The sequence below is a fragment of the Tepidibacillus decaturensis genome (assembly GCF_001561915.1).
In the GTDB taxonomy this organism is placed as follows: Bacteria; Bacillota; Bacilli; order Tepidibacillales; family Tepidibacillaceae; genus Tepidibacillus_B; species Tepidibacillus_B infernus.
The window spans coordinates 507,784-528,155 of record NZ_LSKU01000001.1 but is presented as its reverse complement, the minus strand read 5'-3'; the positions used below and the strand labels follow the sequence as shown (position 1 = coordinate 528,155).

Below are 20,372 nucleotides of genomic sequence, written 5' to 3'. Positions count from 1 at the left end.
ATCTTTGAACAAAAGGCCCCGCCTCTTTTCCCTTCTCTTGGTTCTGCATCAATCCAATGTTCTGCAAAGGCACGATCAGCAAAATTTGCAAGTTTATCGCTAAAAGTTCTGAAATTCTTTACAATAAACTCTCTTGCCTCATCATACGTATATTTCATATCTACTTCACCCATTGGAGCAAACAATTCATAAAAGGGTAATCCGTTTTTATAGCCTAATAATTCTGCTTTTTTACGAAAAAATTTATGAAAAGAAGGTAAGCTTTCTCTCATCGCTGTTAACATAGCATCTAAGATTTCTTGATCCATTCTTGAATCTAATAAGGTTTTTTCCAAGGGGGATTGATACCCTCTTTTTTCACTAATGGTTATAAATTCTCCTTTGATTCCATTTAAAGAAGCAGCAGAAGATTCTTCAATTTTTTTGTAAGATTTTAATTCTGCCTCATAAGCCATCTTTCTAACTTGAGGATCACTATCGTAGGCCATATTTCGAACAACAGGTAACGGTAGTTGTTTTTCCTCGTCATTTACAGTGATCTCTACTAATAAGGTAGAGGTTAATAACTCTTGTAATTTCGCCCATGCTTTTGAACCTGTATTTTTCATTTTGGCAAGAATGACTTCTTCTTGCTCACTAAGGAGATATTGATTTTTATTCGCTTGCTCTAAAAGATAAAATCGGTGTTCTTTTAAAATTTCTGAAGATGAAATCAGCTGATCTAGATTGTTAAGAGAACCTAACCATTTCTGAAATTGAACAGTAGGTTCTGCCAATTCTGTACTCATCGTTTCTAACTTCTCCAGAGTCTTTAAAGCCTTCTCATTTTTAGCCTCAACACTAAGCGTTAGTTGCGCAAAACTATGTAAACGGCTATATAAATGTAAAAAATCATTTTGAGTTGTAATGTATTTTTCAAGCTTTTTCACGGGTTCTTCTTGATTTGATAAATTGATTTTTGTCCATTTTTTAATCTGGCGAATCCCTTCTGTGCATTTTGTCAGATCTTGTTTAAATGCATCTGAATCAAATGATGGATATAAAACATCTAGACTCCATCTCATTTTCATAGATTCATCCTCCTTTTTTGATTACACCTTAAGATTATTTCCAAATTTTTATATAATTCTCAATCCTATTGAAAAACCCTTCTTGGAAAGTTCATTTTTCCTTATATCTAAAGATGAACCCAACTTCTGCCTAGTGAATAGAATATGGAAGGAGGGATGACGATGAGTGAAATCTCCATTATTTTGGAACGCATAAGCAAGAACTATCATACACAAACAGATGAAATTCTAGCGGTCAAGGATATTGATTTATCGATAAAAAAAGGTGAATTTATTAGTCTGGTTGGACCAAGCGGATGTGGTAAAAGTACAATTTTGTCGATGATATCAGGCCTATTTCCACCATCTGAAGGGAAAATTATCATTAATGGTCAAGAAGTAACTGGTCCTTCACAAAAAATTGGATATATGCTACAACAAGACTATTTACTAAAATGGCGTACGATTGAAGAGAATATCCTCCTAGGTTTAGAGATACAAGGAAGATTAAATGAAATAACGAAAAAACATGCTCTATACCTGTTAGATGAAATGGGGCTATCTTCTTATGCTAAAGCACATCCAAACCAATTATCAGGCGGAATGAGACAGCGGGTTGCTTTGGTTCGGACATTAGCGACAAACCCAGATATATTGTTATTAGACGAACCGTTTTCTGCATTAGACTACCAAACTAAATTAAAGTTAGAAGACCTTGTAGTCGAAACGATTCGTAAGCATCAAAAAACCACAATTCTAGTTACCCATGACCTTGGTGAAGCCATTGCCATGTCAGACCGAGTCGTCATTTTAGGAAAAAATCCTGGGCACGTGAAAAAAATCATTCCAATCCCCGATGAATTGCGTGATCCTCTTCCTTTTATAACAAGAGAAAAATCTGAATTTCAAACTTATTTTCATATGATATGGGGGGAAATGGATAATGATGAATAAGTTTTTTACAAAAGGTGCAAAATCTATTGAACACGGTGCCTACTTAGCCAAACTGCGGTTAAACCACATCTATGTCCGAATTACCCAACTGATCATTGTTATCATTTTTCTTGGTATGTGGGAATTAACCGTAAATCTTCAATGGGTTGATGAATTTTTATTTAGTAAACCCAGTAAAATCTGGGGATTATTTGTACAAATGTTGGTTGCAGGTGAATTACAGCATCATATCTATATTACCGTATTGGAGACCTTTGTGGGATTTATCTTGGGAACGGTCTTTGGTACTGCTCTTGCCACCCTCATCTGGGTATCACCTTTTATATCAAAAGTGTTAGATCCTTATTTAGTTATTTTAAATGGGATGCCAAAGGTTGCCTTAGGTCCTATTTTTATTGTTGCCTTTGGAGCTGGATATGTCTCAATTATTGTGATGGCTTTAGCTATTTCCATTATCATCACAACGATCGTCGTGTATACAAGTTTCAAGGAAGTGGATCCTAATTATCTAAAACTAGCCCAAACATTTGGAGCGAAAAAGTATCAAATCTTTTTCAAAATTATTTTGCCTGCTTCTTTTCCTACGATCATCTCCACATTAAAAGTGAATGTTGGTTTGTCTTGGGTAGGGGTCATTGTAGGGGAATTTTTAGTTTCCAAAGCAGGACTCGGCTATTTGATTATCTATGGTTTTCAAGTTTTTAATTTAACATTGGTTATGATGAGTTTATTTGTCATTAGCATTGCAGCAACCGTTATGTATCAAGCTGTATCTCTTCTTGAGAAAAAAATTCTATCGATTCATGAATAAGTTTATCATTGGAAAGATAGGTGTCCCACATGATATACTAAATAAGCCTAGCAAACTATAACTAACATTTTAGAGGTGGGAGTGGTAGATAGTGAAAAATAAACGTTTTCTAGCAGATTCTATTCTGCTAATAGTGGCTCTCATTTGGGGAACCACTTTTGTTATGGTTCAAAACGCGATCTCTATTTTATTACCACATAGTTTTAATGGTATCCGTTTTGCTCTTGCTTCATTAATTTTGTTTCCTATCATTCTCATGATTGATCGAAATAGTTTCACATCCCTTGGCAAAAGAGGATGGATCGCAGGAACCTTGTTGGGAGTTTTTTTATTTGGAGGATACGCATTTCAAACAGTTGGCTTATTGTACACCTCTGCATCAAAAGCAGGGTTTATCACAGGTTTAAACGTTGTTCTGGTTCCCATTTTCTCAATTCTGTTGTTAAAGGTTCTTCCAAAATGGCCAACGATTTTAGGGAGTATTCTTGCAGCTGTTGGACTTTATCTTTTGACGATGGTCGAAACATCAAGTATCCAATTTGGGGATTTCTTGATCTTTATGTGTGCGATTTTCTTTGCTTTACAAATCGTATTTACTGGAAAATACGCTCCGAATTATCCAACTTTACCCTTGGCTTGGATTCAAATTAGTGTTGTTGCTATCTTAAGTTTAATCTTTGCATTTTTGTTTGAGGACTTTACTCATCAAGTCATTTTAGGTGTTATCCTACAAAAAGAAGTATTATTCGCATTATTTATTACTGCAGTTTTTGCAACTACTTTTGCTTTTGTCGCTCAAACGATGCTACAAACCTATACAACATCAACTCGTGTTGCCATAATCTTTTCTATGGAACCTGTCTTTGCCGCTTTAACATCTTATTTGATTCAAAATGAAAGATTAACCTCTTTTGCTATCATCGGTGGATTGTTTATTATCCTTGGAATGATCTTAGCAGAGATTCCACCAGAAGCATTTGCAAACAAAATTCGATTTAAAAGCAAAAGAAATGACCTGGTATAATTTTATTCCAGGTCATTTTCCTCTTTATTTGTGATATAAGGGATGATTTCATTCCATAATTGATCTTTTCCATATCCTGTTTCTGATGAAAACAACACGATTTTATCTTCAGGAGCCAATTGTAAGATTTCTATGGCAATTTTACGATGTTTTTCCCATTTTCCTTTGGGAATTTTATCTGCTTTGGTTCCAATGACAAGAACAGGAATTCTAAAATGCTTTAGCCATTCATACATCATTTGATCATCCTTTGTGGGCGGATGGCGTAGATCTGTTATTAGCAAAACAATTTTTAATTCCTCACGTTTGGTTAGATATTCTTCGATCATTTTTCCCCAAGCAGCCCTTTGCTGCTTAGAAACTTTTGCAAAGCCATATCCCGGTAAATCGACAAAATAAAATTGTTGATTTATACGATAAAAATTTAAGGTTTGAGTTTTGCCAGGTTTTGAACTGGTTCTTGCCAATCCTTTACGTTGGATCATTTTATTAATAAGAGATGACTTTCCTACATTGGAACGCCCTGCCAGAGCAATTTCTGGTAGGGCTTCCTTTGGATACTGGCTAGGTTTTACTGCACTTATGACAATTTCTGCTTCCGTTACTTTCATTGTTCCACCAACGCCTTTTCCAACACTTGATCCAGATGTTCTACAGGGATAAAAGTTAGATCCTTCTTCACACTATCAGGAATATCCTCTAGATCTTTTTCATTATCTTTAGGAATGATAATCGTTGTTAGACCGGCTCGATGAGCAGCCAAAGATTTTTCCTTAAGGCCACCAATAGGTAATACTCTCCCCCTTAAGGTAATCTCTCCAGTCATTCCTACGTGTTTAGAAACTGGAATACCTGTTAATGCGGAAACTAAAGCAGTAGCCATCGTAATTCCCGCTGAAGGGCCATCTTTTGGTATTGCACCTTCAGGAACATGGATATGGATATCATTTTTCTCCAAAAATTCTGGGTCAATTTTTAAGTCATTTGCCTTTGAACGTATATAGCTAAATGCTGCTTGAGCAGATTCTTTCATCACATCGCCTAATTGCCCTGTTAGGGTTAGTCTTCCTTTGCCAGGAAAAACAGATACTTCTATGGTTAACGTATCACCGCCAACAGCTGTCCACACTAATCCTGTTACAGCACCAATTTGATCCTCTGTTTCTGCCATTCCATAACGAAATCTAGATTTGCCTAAAAATTGATTTACATTTTTGGCGGTAACTACCACTTTTTTCTTTTCCCCTATGACGATGATTTTCGCCGCTTTTCTACTTAATGTCGCCATCTGTCTTTCTAGATTTCTTACCCCTGCTTCCCTTGTGTAACGACGGATTACTTCGATAATTGCATCCTCATGTACTTGAAGCTTATCTTTTGATAATCCATGTTCTTCCATTTGTTTTGGAAGCAAGTATTTTTTGGCGATTTGTAGTTTTTCTAATTCTGTATAACCTGAAATTTCTAAGACTTCCATTCGATCTAATAAAGGCCTTGGAATAGTATGTACTGTATTGGCTGTTGTAATAAACATAACCTTTGATAAATCATATGGAATCTCAATATAGTGGTCACTAAAGGTATTATTCTGTTCTGGGTCTAACACTTCTAATAAAGCAGATGCAGGGTCACCTCTAAAGTCTGAAGCCATCTTATCAATTTCATCTAAGATAAAGACCGGATTGATGGTTCCTGCCGTTTTCATCCCTTGGATGATTCGACCTGGCATTGCTCCAACATAGGTTCTTCGATGACCTCTAATTTCTGATTCATCACGTACCCCGCCAAGAGAAATTCGAACAAATTTTCTTCCTAAAGATTTGGCTATCGACTTCGCTAGTGAGGTTTTACCTACCCCTGGAGGCCCTACCAAACAAAGGATAGGCCCTTTTAATTTTTTGGTAAGTTTTTGAACAGCCAAATACTCAAGCACACGTTCCTTGGCCTTTTCTAAACCATAATGATCTGTATCAAGGATTTCCTGAGCTTTTTTAATATCGAGATCATCTTCAGTACTTTGTGTCCAGGGTATATCAAATAACCAATCAATATAGGTTCGAATCACTGTTCCTTCTGCAGAAGCAGTAGGTATTTTCTCAAGACGATCAATTTCCTTGGTGATTTTCTCAAGTACATAGCCTGGAGCTTCTAGCTGATTTAACTTATTACGAAGCTCTTCTACTTCACCTGCTCGACCTTCCTTATCCCCGAGTTCCTTCTGAATAGCTTTCATTTGTTCACGCAAATAATATTCCTTTTGCGTTTTTTCCATCTGTTTTTTAACTCGCTGGCTAATTTTCTTCTCTAGTTCTAGAACTTCTCTTTCATTATTTAGAATTTCTAAGATTTTTTCTAAACGTTCTTTTACAGACACCAACTCTAAAATATCTTGTTTATCTTTAATCTTTAATGGTAGATGAGAAGCAATGACATCAGTGAGACGCCCAGGCTCATCAATATCAACGATAGAGGCTAATGTTTCTGGTGAGATTTTTTTCGATACATTCACATATTGTTCAAATTGCTCTAGGGCAGATCTCATTAATGCTTCGACAATCGCATCCGCCTCATCCTGCTCTTCTAGCACCCGATAAACTACTTCAAAATAGGAATCTTCCTTAACGTATTCTACAATTCTCGCCCGATAAAGTCCCTCAACCAAGACGCGAATCGTACCATTCGGTAATTTTAACATTTGTCGAACCTTTGAAACGGTTCCGATTTTATAAATATCTTGAATGGAAGGTTCTTCTATTTGAACTTTTTCTTGAGTCGCTAATAGAATAAGGGAATCATCTTTCATCATTGCTTGATCTAATGCCTTAACCGATTTTTCCCTGCCAACATCTAAATGCAATACCATACTTGGATAAACAAGTAGGCCTCTTAATGGTAAAAGAGGAAGGGTTTTTTCTTTTTTATCACTTGAACCCATTCTTTAGCACCTCCATGCCAAAAATACAGAACAAAAAAGCAATATCTATGTACATTCAAATGAAATTTTAACCTATATTTATCTATTTGTCTAATTCATAGCTTTAAAATTTAAGGTGGTAGGAGATGCTGAAAAAACTTCGGCAGTCATTGCATAAGACTCTTCTTCGACTTTTGTTAAAGCCCAATCTAAGACTTCTTCAATCGTCTCTACTTTTATTACTTCGATACCTTGAAATTCTTTGAAAATGTGCTGCCAATTTTCTTTTGGAATCAATATTCTTTTTACTCCTGCTTGTCTTGCTGCCTCAACCTTTGCAATCACACCACCAATCGGTTTTACTTTTCCATGAATACTTACTTCCCCAGTCATCGCCAGTTTTGAGTCGATCGGAATCTTTTTGACCGCAGAATAGATCGCCGTGGCCATCGTGATCCCTGCAGAAGGTCCGTCGATTGGAGTTCCTCCTGGGAAATTGATATGAATATCGTAATCATAAGGATTGATGTCTGTCTTTAGGTTTAGAACGGTTAACACATTTTCTAAGGAGCCTAAAGCCATACTCTTCCTTCTGATAGTTTTTTGGGAACCGCCTATCTGTTCTTCTTCTACCACTCCAGTGATTTTCACCTTTCCTTGCCCAAGGCTAGCTTTTTTAGCAGTGACTTCAATTTCTAATAAGGTTCCCATATTTGGCCCATAGACAGCTAAACCATTCACTACACCAATTTCTGCTTTCCCAGAAATTTGGTGATCAGGTCTTGGCGATAATTGACTACTTTGAATAACCCATTCAAAATCTTTAGCTAAAATCATTTTTCGGTGCTCTGATAGCGCAATTCCTGCAGCAATTTGAACTAAATTAACAGCCTCACGGCCATTATTTGCATACTTTTTACCAATTTCAATCACATCTTGTTCATACTGTAGTTCAATTTTATCTAAAGCGTTTTTAATAATGATCGCTATATCATTAGAAGTTAATGGTTTAAAAAAGATTTCTACACATCTTGATCGAATCGCTGGAGGTATCTCATGGGGTTGTCTAGTGGTTGCACCAACCAAGCGAAAGTCTGCTGGAAGACCATTTTGAAAGATATCATGGATATGCTTTGGTATATTCGGATCTTCCGAATTATAATAAGCACTTTCTAGGATCACTTTTCTGTCTTCCAATACTTTTAATAATTTATTGATTTGAATCGGATGTAATTCACCAATTTCATCAATAAATAAGATGCCACCATGGGCTTTTGTTGCTGCTCCTGGTTTGGGTTGAGGAATTCCTGCTGCTCCCATTGCCCCTGCGCCTTGATAAATAGGATCATGAACAGATCCTATCAATGGATCTGCAATCCCACGTTCGTCAAATCTAGCAGTTGTTGCATCGATTTCAACAAACTTTGAATCCATATTAAATGGTGAATAAGGAAGTTGCCTTGCTTCATTTAAGACTAATCGAGCGGCTGCAGTTTTACCTATTCCTGGTGGTCCATAAATGATCACATGTTGAGGATTGGGACTGCAAAGAGCTGCTCGTAAAGCCTTTAATCCTTCTTGTTGTCCAATGATTTCTTGAAACGTACTCGGTCTTGTTTTCTCTGCCAATGGTTCGGTTAAGGAAATTTGTCTTAGTTTCTGCAACTTTTCTAATTCTTTCTTTGATTCTCGATCGACTGCTGTTCGATTTTGATGTTGGTTCCTTAGCAAATTCCAAAAATAGAGACCTATGATGATCCCAAAAAACACTTGTATACTTATAATTATCGCTGTAAAATTCATTGATATCCCCCCAAGGTTTTCCTTTTAGTGTTTAGAAACTAACATATAGTATTGCCTTAGGAGGGAAATGGTAATCACAATGAGTAAAAAAGAAATGGCATGTTTCAGCCATTTCTAAAATGTGATTACTGTTTATTCATTGATCTTATGCACTTTCCTCTTTGCGGGTCACAGGAAGGATTTCTCCTTCATGATTATAAAGCGTAGGTGGTAGTTTTTTTACGATGCAATCTTCGGTAATGACACATTTAGATACATCATTTCTAGAAGGTAATTCATACATTACATTTAGTAGAACTCCTTCTATGATGGAACGAAGCCCCCTTGCACCGGTATTTCGTTTCATTGCTTCCTTAGCAATTGCAACCAATGCATCTTGTTCAAACTCCAATTTTACATTATCCATCTCAAGTATCTTTTGATATTGTTTCACTAATGCGTTTTTAGGTGTTGTTAGAATTTGAATAAGCGCCTCTTCATCCAACTGATCCAAGGTAGAAATCACGGGAATACGACCAACAAACTCTGGGATCAAACCAAATTTCAAAAGGTCTTCAGGTAATACCTTAGAAAGAATTTCTCCTTTTGTGGGTTCTGTTCCAGCAATTGAGCCAAACCCAATCACTTTTTTACCAATACGACGTTTTATGATATTTTCAATACCATCAAATGCTCCACCTACTATGAATAAAATATTGGTCGTATCAATTTGAATAAACTCTTGATGGGGGTGTTTACGACCTCCTTGTGGTGGTACACTGGCAGTGGTTCCTTCCAAGATTTTAAGAAGTGCTTGTTGAACTCCTTCTCCAGAAACATCGCGGGTAATCGATGGGTTCTCAGATTTTCTAGCAATTTTGTCGATTTCATCAATATAAATAATTCCCCGCTCAGCACGTTCTATATCATAATCAGCCGCTTGGATCAATTTAAGTAGAATGTTCTCTACATCTTCCCCAACATAACCAGCTTCTGTTAGTGAAGTGGCATCAGCAATCGCAAAAGGAACATTTAGAATTTTAGCCAATGTTTGTGCTAATAAAGTTTTTCCACTGCCTGTAGGCCCTAACAATAAGATATTGCTTTTCTGTAATTCAACATCATCAAATTTATTGGTGATGTTAATTCTTTTATAATGATTATATACGGCAACAGAAAGCGTTTTCTTCGCAGATTCCTGACCAATCACATACTGATCCAATATTTCCCTAATTTCTTGTGGTTTTGGTACATCTTGAAGGTTTACTTCCTCTTCATGGCCAATTTCTTCTTCAATAATCTCATTACATAGTTCAATACACTCATCACAAATATATACGCCAGGTCCTGCAACAAGTTTGCGAACTTGTTCCTGGGACTTACCACAAAAAGAACATTTTAGTGTTCCCTTTTCATCGCTAAATTTAAACATTATAAAAATTCACCCCTAACTAAGGTATAAAGTGAGGATCTTGCTACCATCAAAGTTCTATGCACTTTTTTTACCTATTGTATCATAAATTGTGTCATGAATGTTAAAAACAAGGCACGGAACTCCGTGCCTTTTTTATTTTTTGTCAACTCTTTTACTTACTTTGCTCTAATAAAAAATCAATGGTTTTGCGAATTTGCAGATCTGCTTTTAAGCCTTCCAAACCATCACGTGCGGAGAAGATTTGACGAATTTCTTCTACATCACGTTGGTATTGTTCTGCTAAATGTTGTAATTCATGCTCTAGTTCTTCATCCGATACTTCAATATTCTCTGCTTTTGCAATCGCATCTAATACTAAATTGGTTTTAACATGATTTTCTGCGTCTTTTTTGAACTGTTCTTTTAATCCATTTTCATCTGTCCCAGAGAATTGATAGTAAAGATCTAAATTCATACCTTGATAAGCAAGCTGTTGTTCAAAATCCTTAATCATTCGATCTACTTCGCTGTTAACCATCACTTCAGGAATATCTACAGTCGCATTTTCCGCTGCTTTTTCTACTACAGTATCTTTACGATAGTGTTCTTCCTCATGTGCGGCTTTCTCTTCTAATTTTTTCTTAATATCCGCTTTTAATTCATCTAATGTTTCAAAATCCACATCTTTTGCAAAATCATCATTTAATTCTGGTAATTGTTTTCGTTTAATATCATGGAGTACGACTTTAAATATTGCTTCTTTACCAGCTAAATCTTCACTATGATAGTTTTCTGGGAAAGTAACGACAACGTCTTTTTCGTCACCTTTTTTCATACCGATGATTTGGTCCTCAAACCCTGGAATAAACGTCCCAGATCCAATCTCTAATGAATAATTATTCCCTTTGCCACCTGGGAAAGCAACACCATCTACAAAACCTTCAAAATCGATCACTGCAATATCTCCATTTTCAACAGAGCCTTCTTCTACTACAATTAATTCAGCATGACGATTTTGCAATTGTTTTAATTCGTCTTCAATATCTTCTTCTTTTACAGAGAAATCTTTAGCTAAGATTTCTAACCCTTTATATTCGCCCAATTGAACTTCAGGTTTAACTGTAACTGTTGCCTTAAAGATAAAAGGTTGACCTTGTTCAATTTGTTCTACATCAATTTCTGGACGATCCACTGGTTCGATTTTGGTTTCTTTAATTGCTTGGGAATAAGCTTCAGGTAACAAAATATCCAATGCATCATTGTAAAGCACTTCTACTCCAAAACGTTTTTCGAAGATATTACGTGGTACTTTTCCTTTACGAAATCCAGGTACATTTACTTGTTTAACTACCTTTTTAAATGCTTGGTCTAAGGCCTTTGTTACTTTTTCAACCTCTACTTCTACCTGAAGAACCACTTGATTCTTCTCTTTTTTTTCGACACTTGCTTTCATCTTATAAATTCCCCTCCTAAAACTCTTCCACCTATTTAAACCCATTACATGGTTTACTTCTATTAGGTCAAATTCGATCTACATGACAGTATAACCATTACATTATAACATAAACCTGTTTCTTTTCAATAACTGAATAAACCATCTAAGTTGAAGGTTTTATCATCATAAGAAAACCCACAAAAGTAACAACTTCTTTAGAAGCTGCTCCGATTACTTTTGTGGGATAAATATAGAAAACAGTTATGTACATTATAAAGCTGGCGTCCCAGGAGGGATTCGAACCCCCGACACACGGCTTAGAAGGCCGTTGCTCTATCCTGCTGAGCTACTGAGACTTGTCTTAATACAAACAAGATGATGGAGCGGATGACGGGAATCGAACCCGCGTTATCGGCTTGGGAAGCCGGTGTTCTACCATTGAACTACATCCGCCTAAATAAAATATCTCTAAACGACAAATGTTATTATAGCAATTTTAGGATTTAAGGTCAACATACTCTATTTTATTTTTTAGTTTTCTTATTGCATGAGCACGATGACTAATCTGGTTTTTTAGTGTCGGATCGATTTCTGCCATAGTCATTTTATATTGTGGTAGATAAAAGATCGGGTCATAACCAAAACCATGTTCTCCCTTTGGTTCATAACCAATCATACCCTTACACGTTCCTCTTACAATGATAGTTTCTTCTCCTGGAATGGCAAAAGCAATTACACTGACAAACTGTGCAGTTCTCTTTTCCATATCAATGCTAGTCATCATATTTAATAATTTATGTATATTTTTTTGATCATTCTTTTCTTCTCCAGCAAAACGAGCGGAATAGATACCCGGTTGCCCACCTAAGGCATCAACCATTAAGCCTGAATCATCAGCAATTGTTGGTAACTGTAGTTGATCACATATGGTTTCTGCTTTTTTCTTCGCGTTTTCCTCAAAGCTTTCTCCATCTTCTTCAATATCTGGAATCTCACCAAATTCTTCTAAAGTTCGAACACGGATTCCAAATGACTGAAACATCTCTTGAAATTCTTTAATTTTACCTTTATTTGTTGAGGCTATTACTACTTCCTTGATCTTCAACCGATTTCACCCCTACTAATTTTGCTACCTCTGCTAGAGCTTCTTTTTGGTACTCAATTAATTGCAAAATTCCCTGTTTCCCTAAAGATAATAATTGTCCTAGTTCTTCTTCTGTAAATGGAGATTCCTCACCAGTTCCTTGTATTTCAATATATTTACCTTCACCTGTCATCACAATATTCATATCTACTTTTGCTTGTGAATCCTCTTCATACATTAAATCTAAACGAGGTTCACCGTCAATAATTCCAACACTTGTTGCAGCAATAAAGGTCTGAATGGGCATGCTTGCTAATTTACCGTTTGTTATTATATGATGACATGCATCGACCATAGCAACAAAAGCACCAGTAATGGAAGCTGTTCTAGTTCCACCATCTGCCTGAATGACATCACAATCAATTAGAATTGTTCTCTCACCTAAGGCTTCAAAATTAATGACTGACCGTAATGCCCTACCAATTAACCTTGAAATCTCCATTGTTCTTCCACTTACTTTACCCTTTATCGATTCTCTTTGATTTCTTGTATGGGTAGCTCTTGGAAGCATCGAATATTCAGCGGTGACCCAACCTTTTCCTTCCCCACGCATAAAAGGTGGAACGCGTTCTTCAACCGTCGCAGTACAGATGACTTTTGTATCTCCGACTTCAATTAATACTGAACCTTCTGCATGTTTTATGTAATTTCTTGTGATCTTTACTTTTCTTAATTCATTATTCTTTCTCTCATCTGGTCTCATCATCAAATCCTCCAATTTTTGTTCTTCCATTACATATTATGACCAATATCGTTTGATCTTTGCAAGAGTTTTACCATTAACAAAAACCTCTATCAAAGTTTTCTCGAAGAGGTAGTCAACTCCTTCTTTAGAGGAAGTTTTTGATGCCGATTGTTCAAGTTTAATTTTACTTTATTACTTTAATGAAATTAAACTTTCCAATACAGTAATAAAGGGGAGTTTCTCAACCAACCCCCCCTTAACTTATTTCTCAACATTTTTATTGTGGGTTTTATTACAATAAACTTGCATTGATTGCAATTGGTCTTACAATTGGCTTCGATTGATTCTCTTTTAAGGTTTCGGTTTTTCCTTGAACTTTAATTTGCACTGATTTGGCTGGAGTATTCTCAGTAAGTGACCATACGATCATATCTATCACTTTTTGAGATAATTCTTGATTAAAGCCTAATAAATCATCGCTAAAATCGGCAACGACAAGATTGTTACTTACTTTTACATCTAATACTTTGGTCGATGGAAGCAAGGAACTGGTTAGATCAGTTCCTGACTTTGGACCAAGAATTAATTGTTCAATCGTTGCTTTTGCAATATCTTCAGTTGCCGGGATCAATCTTGTCACGGGAACTAAATATTCATGATCAGCTGTTGTTCTTTGAAAATAGATTGTCACAGGTGTCGTATGACCCATTTGAATGTTGTTTGCTAATTCAAGATTAATTCCATCTAATCGACTTAAAGGCCCTAATATTGGAGTTTTCCACTTTGGCATCTCTGTTAAAGGATAACCATTTACAGTAATTTCCACTTGTTCAACTGTTGGAAATTCAGTTAATGTCCATGTAATCGCATCTAAAATCTTCTTCTCATCGGCTGCACTTTCTGCTTCATAATTTAAAAATTCTCTTGAAAAGTCTACTTTTGCCAATTTTTGATCAGCTTCTACTTTCATAGATAGTTTTGTTCCTGCAGGAATGACTGGTTTAAATCCAGCAGGTAACATTGCAGCTGCTGGTCCATCTACGATCATATAATTTAATACTTCTTGACCAATTCCAACAACTTTAGGAATATCCATGGTTAATGGCACGACATCCCCTTTTTCATCTAAAAAATAAATCGTAAATTTCACTGTCTTCATATCTTGGTCGTTTTCAGCACTTGAAGATGTTTGATCTGGATTTACATTCGTTACCTCAAGTGTACTACCTGTCGTATCTTGACTTTCTAAGGTTGCTGGTGGTGGATCAATCTCTGTTTTTTCTTCTGGTCCATATAATCCACATCCTGTTAAAAGGATAGCCACCATACTGAACATGATGATCCATTTCATACCGTTTCTTATCATCATCTTTTCCCTCCTCAAGGCAATATCTATAATTATTTATACGAGCCCTGAGGAGAAATAGACCAACATTGTCCAAAAAAATTACAAATTAACCGACTCTACTTCTATTTTTTGGCCCAACCATTGTTCTGCAATTTGTTTGAAATGTATTGGATCTCCAGTTGTATAAAAACGATGAGCAGATGAATTCAAATGATGAGCAGCAATGTTTTGGTAATGAAGAATCGTACTTACTTCTCTCGCTGTTTCTTCAGCCGAACTTAACAGCTTTACATGACTTCCTACCACCTCTTGGATGTACTCACTAAGAATCGGGTAATGGGTACAGCCTAAAATCAATGAATCTATTTCTTTTTTGGCTATAGGTTTTAATGCTTCATTTACAATTTTTTTGATTTCCTCTTTTTCTTGAATACCACTTTCTACGAGTGGAACCAAAGAAGGACATGCTTGACTAACAATAGATAGTTTAGGATTAATCTTTTTTAATGTTTGTTCGTATGCCCCACTAAAAATCGTTCCCTCTGTGCCAATCACACCGATTTTACCTGTTTTTGTGTGTTTAATCGCAGCTAAGCTACCAGGTCCTATGACGCCAACAACCGGAATATTCACTTTCTCTTTAACTGTATCTAAAGCAGCAGCTGTAGCCGTATTACAAGCAATTACAATCATTTTCACTTTTTGCTTCACTAAAAAATTGACAATTTCTAAGGTAAATTCTTTTACTTCCTCAGCAGGTCTAGGACCATATGGACACCTTGCTGTGTCTCCAAAGTAAATGACTTTCTCTTTTGGTAGTTGTCTAAAGATCTCTTTAACTACCGTTAACCCCCCTACTCCAGAATCTAATATCCCTATTGGTTGTTCTTCCATTATCTTCGGTTCCCCCTAAGAAGTCTTCATTCAAAGTTAAATATCCTTATCCATTTTTTCAAATAACTGTTGAAGCGCTAACTGAATTTTTTCTACTTCTTCTGGTTCCATATCTAGCAAAATACTTGATAAATAATCCCTTCTTGCTTCTAACACATCAGAAATAATTTGCTTCCCTTTTTCTAATAAGTGAATCTGTACAACACGGCGGTCTTTTTGATTCCGAACTCTTTCTACTAAATGGTTTTTCTCCATACGATCAATTAAGTCAGTTGTTGTACTAAAAGCTAAAAACATTTTATTGCTTAATTCACCGATCGTCATGTCCCCTTCCTCATTTAGCCACTGTAAAGCAACAAATTGTGGTGGGGTAATCGGAAAATCACTTAAGATTTCTCTTCCTTTTCTCTTAATGATTCCACTAATTTTTCTGAGTACGTATTCAATTTTTTCAATTTGTTGACGAGGGTGTTCCATATCTAAGAAACCTCCAAATACTTTTACATTTACTTATGTATTATATCAGAAAATGATTAAAATAACCCATTAGATTAAAAGACCCTACTAAATAGTAGAGTCTTTTAGGGGGTTAGCAGCGGTCTAAATTTTAAGTTCCCCGAGCCGAACCAATTCAACAACTGCTTGAGATCTTCCTTTGACACCAAGTTTCTGTATTACATTGCTGATATGGTTTCTAACAGTTTTTTCGCTAATAAACAGTTGTTTTGCGATTTCTTTTGTTGTCTTATCCTGAACCAATAATTCAAATACTTCTCTTTCTCGATTCGTCAACAGTGGTTTTGCATGCTGGTCATTACCCTTCAAAAGTTCCATCCCTCCTTGCTCGGGCTCATCAATTCACAAGGGAGATTTCAAATTATATTATGTGAAATACATGAAGAAAGTGCATGGGTAAACTAGGCGATCATGGAATTTTAATAATTTCTTCAGCTGCAAAAGATAAAGATTCTAAACCTTTTTCTGTAACAACATAGGTATTTTCGATACCTATCACCCCTTTACCTGGAAAGGTGAATTTAGGTTCAATTGCAATGACCATTCCAACTTCTAAAGGCTGGTCTAACCCTTTTGCTAACACTGGCCATTCATCTAACTCAAGTCCAACCCCATGACCTAAGAACTTAACTTGATCCTCCTTAAATCCCATAAAATAATCTTCTAAACCAGCTTCTTTTGCCATTTTTAAAGCATTTAAATAATGTTGTGACCATAATGTGCCAGGTTTTGCTTGTTTCTCCGTATCCTTTAAGATATGCAATGAAACCTGATAAGCTTCTTCTAATTCCTTTTCCAGTTCACCAATGATTGCCATACGAGTTTGGTCAACAATATAACCATTCACCGCAATCGCCATATCAATTAAAATAGGTTCATTTTTCTCAATCTTTTTCCAACCGGCCCCTTGTGGCATGGCTGGAGTTAAACCTTCTCCACCGGCAGGGCCATCAAAAGATGAGGGTACTGTTGCTGAATCTCCAGAAACAACCATCCCTAATACGATTTCTTGGTTATATGCTCTCATTCTAACTTGACCAATATGTCCTCTCACTCTTATAAATCTTTCTAATTCTGCAATAAATTCAACTTCTGTCATACCTAATCTTAAAAGATTTGGAACAGCTTGCATGGCATCATACGCCACTTGAGCAGATTGACGAATCATCTCAATTTCGTAGGCAGATTTGATGCTTCGTTGTAAACGAATCGTTGGAGAAAGGTCATAGAATTGCGTATCTGAAAATACTTTTTTGATTCGTACAAATTGATTATAAGGCAACACATCTAATTCAATTCCTACTTTTCTAAAAAGGTATCCTTTTTTTAAAAGTTGCTCAGGCAAATTTTTTAACGAGCCTAATGCTTCGATATTAAAAGGTGTTTCCTCTTTTGCTCTAACCATACTCTTTTTGACGAACAAGAGAGGTTCGCCGGTCTTAGGGATAAACATTATTGAGTTTTGCATCGTACCTGAATAATAAAAGAGGTCTACATGCTGAGTAAGCAATGCTCCGTCATATTGCAGATGCTCAAGTAGTTGTTGTAGTTTTGCAACTCTCTCTTTTAGTTCCTGTTTAGGAACAACTTGATAATTCATTCAATCACCTACTTTATATTTTTCATAATTTTCTGAACAATATGCATCTCTATTGTACCTTAAACTTAAAAAAGAAAAAACCTCGATTTTGAGGTTTCTTTTGATCGCCAATTCAATTTACCACTCCATTTTTATAGTTAAATTTTATTTTGACAGAATTCGAGTATTTTCTCCATCGGTAGATAGTCCTAATTTTGTTGGAATATTGTTGCTTTTTACAAAATAGAATAGGTAGATTCGGGTAAAGAGGTCGAATTTTATCAATAAGTTGATAATGGTTGACAAAAATCCAATTCGCTTCTCTTGTGTCAATAGCAGGAACCCCTACTTCATGCTCTGAAAGTTGCAACATAGGAAATGGTAAGACATGGTATACGAAAATAACATTACCAAATGCTGAACAAGCTTGTATAGCTTGTTGAATCGAATAAGAAGCACTTGATTCTAAAAAATGCACCGGTTCAAAACCAAACCGTTCTAATAAATGTTGTCTATCTTGTTGTTGTGTTTTGTTTTGTCTTAAAATCGTTAACCTCGGAGATAAAACAGGATATTGATAAAGTAAATACTCGTAATCAATGCCATGAAAGTACATCATTTATTAAATGGATTTAAATAAATCCAGCCAATAATTGTATTCTTTATCTGTTTGTTCTAAAGGGGTAAACTTAAAATATTGCTCTGCCCATTTTAGCAATTCGTTCCTCCCTGTGAATGTAAAGGTTTCTTCTCCCCATTCTGTCGATATTTTTCTAACGATGATTTGCCTTCCTTGTACTTCTACATGCATTTGATTCCATTTGTCAAATTTATAGATCTGATGTTTATCCAATTCGCTCTCTCCTTTAATTCCCTTGATTGATATAGTTGTTAATTAAGTGTACAATTTGTCTATCATTGTAAATAGTATAGCATTTATTTCCTATCTCTAGTATGTTCAAATGAAGGATACCTATTTCTGTAAGGGTGGAAAAAGATGAAAGAATTAATGAATGTAACGATTCCTATTGAATGGGAAGGAATGATGATCAAAGAAATTTTATTTGATCATTACCATTTTTCTAGAAAATCGTTAAGTAAAATTAAAACTAACAATGGAATTTACCTAAATGGGAAAGCAGTCTATGTATCAACCCGTGTAAAACAAGGAGATCAATTACGGCTTTTGATTCCTATTGAAACTTCTTTTGATATCCTCCCACAACCTATCCCTTTAGATATTCGCTATGAGGATCAGGATGTGATTGTAATCAATAAACCTGCAGGAATTGTAGTACATCCAACAAGAAATCATTATCTTGGCACGATTGCTAATGGGCTGATGCATTATTGGAATGAAAAAGGGGACCAATGTCGTTTTCGCCCTGTTCATCGATTAGATAAAGATACAACCGGCCTTTTTGTCGTCGCTAAAAACCAATATGCTCACCATCAATTAGCATTACAATTACATGATCGAAGTTTGAAACGAACTTATTTAGCGTTGGTTCATGGATATGTAACGAAAGAAAAAGGGGTAATCGATGCACCCATTATGAAAGATCCTAATCATGCTATAAAAAGAATTGTAGTAACAGACCAACAACCGGAAGCCAAATCGGCTATTACTTATTATAAAACCATCGAAAGTTTTACAGATTTTTCATTATTAGAGTTACTATTAGCAACAGGAAGAACCCATCAGATACGTGTTCATATGAGCTGGATCAATCATCCCTTAGTTGGTGATGAATTGTATGGCGGGAAGACAGGTGAACATTGGTTAAATCATCAAGCCTTGCACGCCTCTAAGTTATCGTTCTATCATCCAATCACTCGTGAATATTTAACCTTTCAGGCGGAATTACCAACAGATATGCAAACTCTTATTTTCAGGGCGATAAACTAAATTTTGGGCATGATAAAATAGCACACTTCCTTTTTATTTCCCATATGCTGTGATGAACAAATGAAAAGGAGGTTTGTTAATGACTTACATTGTTCAACCTGGTGATACTTTATGGGCAATTGCAGCTCGTTTTGGTACGACACCCCAAGCCATTATGCAAGCAAATGGGTTAACTGACCCTAATTTACTTTATGTTGGTCAAAGATTAATCATTCCTGTTTCCACCCCAACACCAACTCCATATCCACCACAACCAAGAGATTTAATTAGAAGAGTAGAAAGACTAGAACGTAGGGTTGAGAGATTAGAACGTAGAGTTGAACGTTTAGAAAGACCAAGAACCCGTACTGAAGAAAAAGAATAACACCATTTAAGAACCCTAACATTCTCCCAAGGGTTCTTATTTTTTTTAAATTACAATACATATTTTAGATAGACATCTGCAAAAATCTAGTAAAAAAGATAAAAGAGAGTAATATTTCTCTTTTCCTTGGCAATAATAAAAGCTAAGGAAGGAGGGAATTTAAAATGACTAGACTTTCATTGATTCTAGTAATCATTGGTGCATTAAATTGGCTACTGGTTGGACTATTTCAATTTGATCTTGTTGCTAGCTTATTTGGTGGCCAAGATGCATGGCTTAGTAGAGTGATTTATACACTCATTGGAATTGCTGGTATCTATTCTATTTCATTATTATTTAGAGAACGTACACATGTTTAAAGGTACAATTTTTCACATTGAATCACGCCCAAGTAACCCCTTGGGCTTTTTCTTTCTTTACATTGATCGGCAATATAACAGATTGGGTTATTGTACCAATGCTTCATAATCTTTTTGCTGGGACTATGGGTGTCTTAACAAAATGTTGAAATAACAAAAAAAACTTTACATCTTTTTCATTTATTGTTATT

21 protein-coding genes and 2 tRNA genes are annotated in these 20,372 nt (G+C 35.8%); 6 read left to right on the top strand and 17 right to left on the bottom strand.

Translation table 11 applies throughout. The features are described 5' to 3' along the window. Nucleotides 1-1,070, bottom strand: a 1,070-nt coding sequence (locus U473_RS02485) for a M3 family metallopeptidase (protein WP_161937270.1), incomplete at its 3' end; no start/stop codon positions are given. Between the two features lie 162 nt (nucleotides 1,071-1,232). Here U473_RS02485 and U473_RS02480 point away from each other — a divergent pair. From U473_RS02480 to U473_RS02470, 3 genes are all read left to right on the top strand, one after another. Further along, nucleotides 1,233-2,003: an ABC transporter ATP-binding protein gene (locus U473_RS02480; protein WP_068723015.1), complete on the top strand. Its 771-nt coding sequence runs from the start codon at nucleotides 1,233-1,235 to the stop codon at nucleotides 2,001-2,003. Then, the gene (locus U473_RS02475; RefSeq protein ID WP_082732331.1) at nucleotides 1,993-2,814 is read left to right on the top strand and encodes an ABC transporter permease; all 822 of its coding nucleotides are present in this window, start codon (nucleotides 1,993-1,995) and stop codon (nucleotides 2,812-2,814) included. The genes U473_RS02480 and U473_RS02475 overlap by 11 nt, the downstream gene beginning before the upstream one ends. Before the next feature lie 91 nt (nucleotides 2,815-2,905). Beyond that, on the top strand, nucleotides 2,906-3,838 hold the full coding sequence (locus U473_RS02470; protein ID WP_068723013.1) for a DMT family transporter: 933 nt from the start codon (nucleotides 2,906-2,908) through the stop codon (nucleotides 3,836-3,838). Between the two features lie 2 nt (nucleotides 3,839-3,840). On the opposite strand, the gene yihA is transcribed toward U473_RS02470, so the two are convergent. The 16 genes from yihA to U473_RS02390 all read right to left on the bottom strand — a co-directional run bounded on the left by yihA (nucleotide 3,841) and on the right by U473_RS02390 (nucleotide 18,402). Further along, nucleotides 3,841-4,449: a ribosome biogenesis GTP-binding protein YihA/YsxC gene (yihA, locus tag U473_RS02465; protein ID WP_068723011.1), complete on the bottom strand. Its 609-nt coding sequence runs from the start codon at nucleotides 4,447-4,449 to the stop codon at nucleotides 3,841-3,843. Beyond that, a complete protein-coding gene (gene lon, locus U473_RS02460; RefSeq protein ID WP_068723010.1) occupies nucleotides 4,446-6,773 on the bottom strand; it encodes an endopeptidase La in 2,328 nt (775 codons plus the stop codon). Before lon ends, yihA begins: the two co-directional genes overlap by 4 nt. Before the next feature lie 90 nt (nucleotides 6,774-6,863). Beyond that, entirely contained in the window at nucleotides 6,864-8,555 is a 1,692-nt protein-coding gene (gene lonB / locus U473_RS02455) for an ATP-dependent protease LonB (protein WP_068723008.1), read from the bottom strand. Between the two features lie 145 nt (nucleotides 8,556-8,700). Continuing rightward, nucleotides 8,701-9,966, bottom strand: coding sequence for an ATP-dependent protease ATP-binding subunit ClpX (clpX, locus tag U473_RS02450; protein WP_068723006.1), 1,266 nt, complete (start codon nucleotides 9,964-9,966; stop codon nucleotides 8,701-8,703). 154 nt (nucleotides 9,967-10,120) lie between these two features. Continuing rightward, complete coding sequence (gene tig, locus U473_RS02445) at nucleotides 10,121-11,401, bottom strand: trigger factor (RefSeq protein ID WP_068723004.1); 1,281 nt, start codon at nucleotides 11,399-11,401, stop codon at nucleotides 10,121-10,123. A gap of 261 nt (nucleotides 11,402-11,662) precedes the next feature. Further along, nucleotides 11,663-11,739: transfer RNA gene (locus tag U473_RS02440), tRNA-Arg, on the bottom strand. A 23-nt stretch (nucleotides 11,740-11,762) separates the two neighbouring features. Continuing rightward, a tRNA-Gly gene (locus U473_RS02435) sits at nucleotides 11,763-11,836 on the bottom strand. Between the two features lie 43 nt (nucleotides 11,837-11,879). Next, nucleotides 11,880-12,482: an XTP/dITP diphosphatase gene (locus U473_RS02430; RefSeq protein ID WP_068727395.1), complete on the bottom strand. Its 603-nt coding sequence runs from the start codon at nucleotides 12,480-12,482 to the stop codon at nucleotides 11,880-11,882. Continuing rightward, the gene (rph, locus tag U473_RS02425) at nucleotides 12,451-13,230 is read right to left on the bottom strand and encodes a ribonuclease PH (RefSeq protein WP_068723002.1); all 780 of its coding nucleotides are present in this window, start codon (nucleotides 13,228-13,230) and stop codon (nucleotides 12,451-12,453) included. Before rph ends, U473_RS02430 begins: the two co-directional genes overlap by 32 nt. A 274-nt stretch (nucleotides 13,231-13,504) precedes the next feature. Next, nucleotides 13,505-14,578: a GerMN domain-containing protein gene (locus U473_RS02420; protein ID WP_161937269.1), complete on the bottom strand. Its 1,074-nt coding sequence runs from the start codon at nucleotides 14,576-14,578 to the stop codon at nucleotides 13,505-13,507. An 81-nt stretch (nucleotides 14,579-14,659) separates the two neighbouring features. Continuing rightward, a complete protein-coding gene (gene racE / locus U473_RS02415; protein WP_068722998.1) occupies nucleotides 14,660-15,454 on the bottom strand; it encodes a glutamate racemase in 795 nt (264 codons plus the stop codon). A gap of 36 nt (nucleotides 15,455-15,490) precedes the next feature. Next, nucleotides 15,491-15,931 carry a MarR family winged helix-turn-helix transcriptional regulator gene (locus U473_RS02410; protein WP_068722996.1) on the bottom strand — a complete coding sequence of 147 codons (441 nt, stop codon included), beginning with the start codon at nucleotides 15,929-15,931 and terminating at the stop codon, nucleotides 15,491-15,493. Between the two features lie 123 nt (nucleotides 15,932-16,054). Beyond that, complete coding sequence (locus U473_RS02405) at nucleotides 16,055-16,288, bottom strand: helix-turn-helix domain-containing protein (RefSeq protein ID WP_153011981.1); 234 nt, start codon at nucleotides 16,286-16,288, stop codon at nucleotides 16,055-16,057. A 91-nt stretch (nucleotides 16,289-16,379) separates the two neighbouring features. Beyond that, complete coding sequence (locus U473_RS02400; RefSeq protein WP_068722993.1) at nucleotides 16,380-17,570, bottom strand: M24 family metallopeptidase; 1,191 nt, start codon at nucleotides 17,568-17,570, stop codon at nucleotides 16,380-16,382. 112 nt (nucleotides 17,571-17,682) lie between these two features. Next, entirely contained in the window at nucleotides 17,683-18,168 is a 486-nt protein-coding gene (locus U473_RS02395; RefSeq protein WP_068722990.1) for a hypothetical protein, read from the bottom strand. A gap of 3 nt (nucleotides 18,169-18,171) precedes the next feature. Continuing rightward, a complete protein-coding gene (locus U473_RS02390) occupies nucleotides 18,172-18,402 on the bottom strand; it encodes a hypothetical protein (protein WP_082732330.1) in 231 nt (76 codons plus the stop codon). A gap of 144 nt (nucleotides 18,403-18,546) precedes the next feature. Between U473_RS02390 and U473_RS02385 the strand changes: the two genes are divergently transcribed. The 3 genes from U473_RS02385 to U473_RS02375 all read left to right on the top strand — a co-directional run bounded on the left by U473_RS02385 (nucleotide 18,547) and on the right by U473_RS02375 (nucleotide 20,181). Further along, nucleotides 18,547-19,458 (top strand): RluA family pseudouridine synthase, encoded by a 912-nt coding sequence (locus U473_RS02385; protein ID WP_082732329.1) that lies wholly within the window; start codon nucleotides 18,547-18,549, stop codon nucleotides 19,456-19,458. A 79-nt stretch (nucleotides 19,459-19,537) separates the two neighbouring features. Next, entirely contained in the window at nucleotides 19,538-19,822 is a 285-nt protein-coding gene (locus tag U473_RS02380) for a LysM peptidoglycan-binding domain-containing protein (protein ID WP_068722988.1), read from the top strand. 164 nt (nucleotides 19,823-19,986) lie between these two features. After that, nucleotides 19,987-20,181, top strand: coding sequence for a DUF378 domain-containing protein (locus tag U473_RS02375; RefSeq protein WP_068722986.1), 195 nt, complete (start codon nucleotides 19,987-19,989; stop codon nucleotides 20,179-20,181). Nucleotides 20,182-20,372 lie beyond the last annotated feature (191 nt).

Coding starts and splice junctions, on each gene's coding strand:
- U473_RS02395 (WP_068722990.1), bottom strand. CDS start 18,168: ATGATGTACTTTCATGGCATTGATTACGAGTATTTACTTTATCAATAT.
- U473_RS02400 (WP_068722993.1), bottom strand. CDS start 17,570: ATGAATTATCAAGTTGTTCCTAAACAGGAACTAAAAGAGAGAGTTGCA.
- U473_RS02410 (WP_068722996.1), bottom strand. CDS start 15,931: ATGGAACACCCTCGTCAACAAATTGAAAAAATTGAATACGTACTCAGA.
- yihA (WP_068723011.1), bottom strand. CDS start 4,449: ATGAAAGTAACGGAAGCAGAAATTGTCATAAGTGCAGTAAAACCTAGC.
- racE (WP_068722998.1), bottom strand. CDS start 15,454: ATGGAAGAACAACCAATAGGGATATTAGATTCTGGAGTAGGGGGGTTA.
- U473_RS02380 (WP_068722988.1), top strand. CDS start 19,538: ATGACTTACATTGTTCAACCTGGTGATACTTTATGGGCAATTGCAGCT.
- tig (WP_068723004.1), bottom strand. CDS start 11,401: ATGAAAGCAAGTGTCGAAAAAAAAGAGAAGAATCAAGTGGTTCTTCAG.
- U473_RS02480 (WP_068723015.1), top strand. CDS start 1,233: ATGAGTGAAATCTCCATTATTTTGGAACGCATAAGCAAGAACTATCAT.
- U473_RS02385 (WP_082732329.1), top strand. CDS start 18,547: ATGAAAGAATTAATGAATGTAACGATTCCTATTGAATGGGAAGGAATG.
- clpX (WP_068723006.1), bottom strand. CDS start 9,966: ATGTTTAAATTTAGCGATGAAAAGGGAACACTAAAATGTTCTTTTTGT.
- lon (WP_068723010.1), bottom strand. CDS start 6,773: ATGGGTTCAAGTGATAAAAAAGAAAAAACCCTTCCTCTTTTACCATTA.
- U473_RS02375 (WP_068722986.1), top strand. CDS start 19,987: ATGACTAGACTTTCATTGATTCTAGTAATCATTGGTGCATTAAATTGG.
- rph (WP_068723002.1), bottom strand. CDS start 13,230: ATGAGACCAGATGAGAGAAAGAATAATGAATTAAGAAAAGTAAAGATC.
- U473_RS02405 (WP_153011981.1), bottom strand. CDS start 16,288: ATGGAACTTTTGAAGGGTAATGACCAGCATGCAAAACCACTGTTGACG.
- U473_RS02420 (WP_161937269.1), bottom strand. CDS start 14,578: ATGATAAGAAACGGTATGAAATGGATCATCATGTTCAGTATGGTGGCT.
- U473_RS02475 (WP_082732331.1), top strand. CDS start 1,993: ATGATGAATAAGTTTTTTACAAAAGGTGCAAAATCTATTGAACACGGT.
- lonB (WP_068723008.1), bottom strand. CDS start 8,555: ATGAATTTTACAGCGATAATTATAAGTATACAAGTGTTTTTTGGGATC.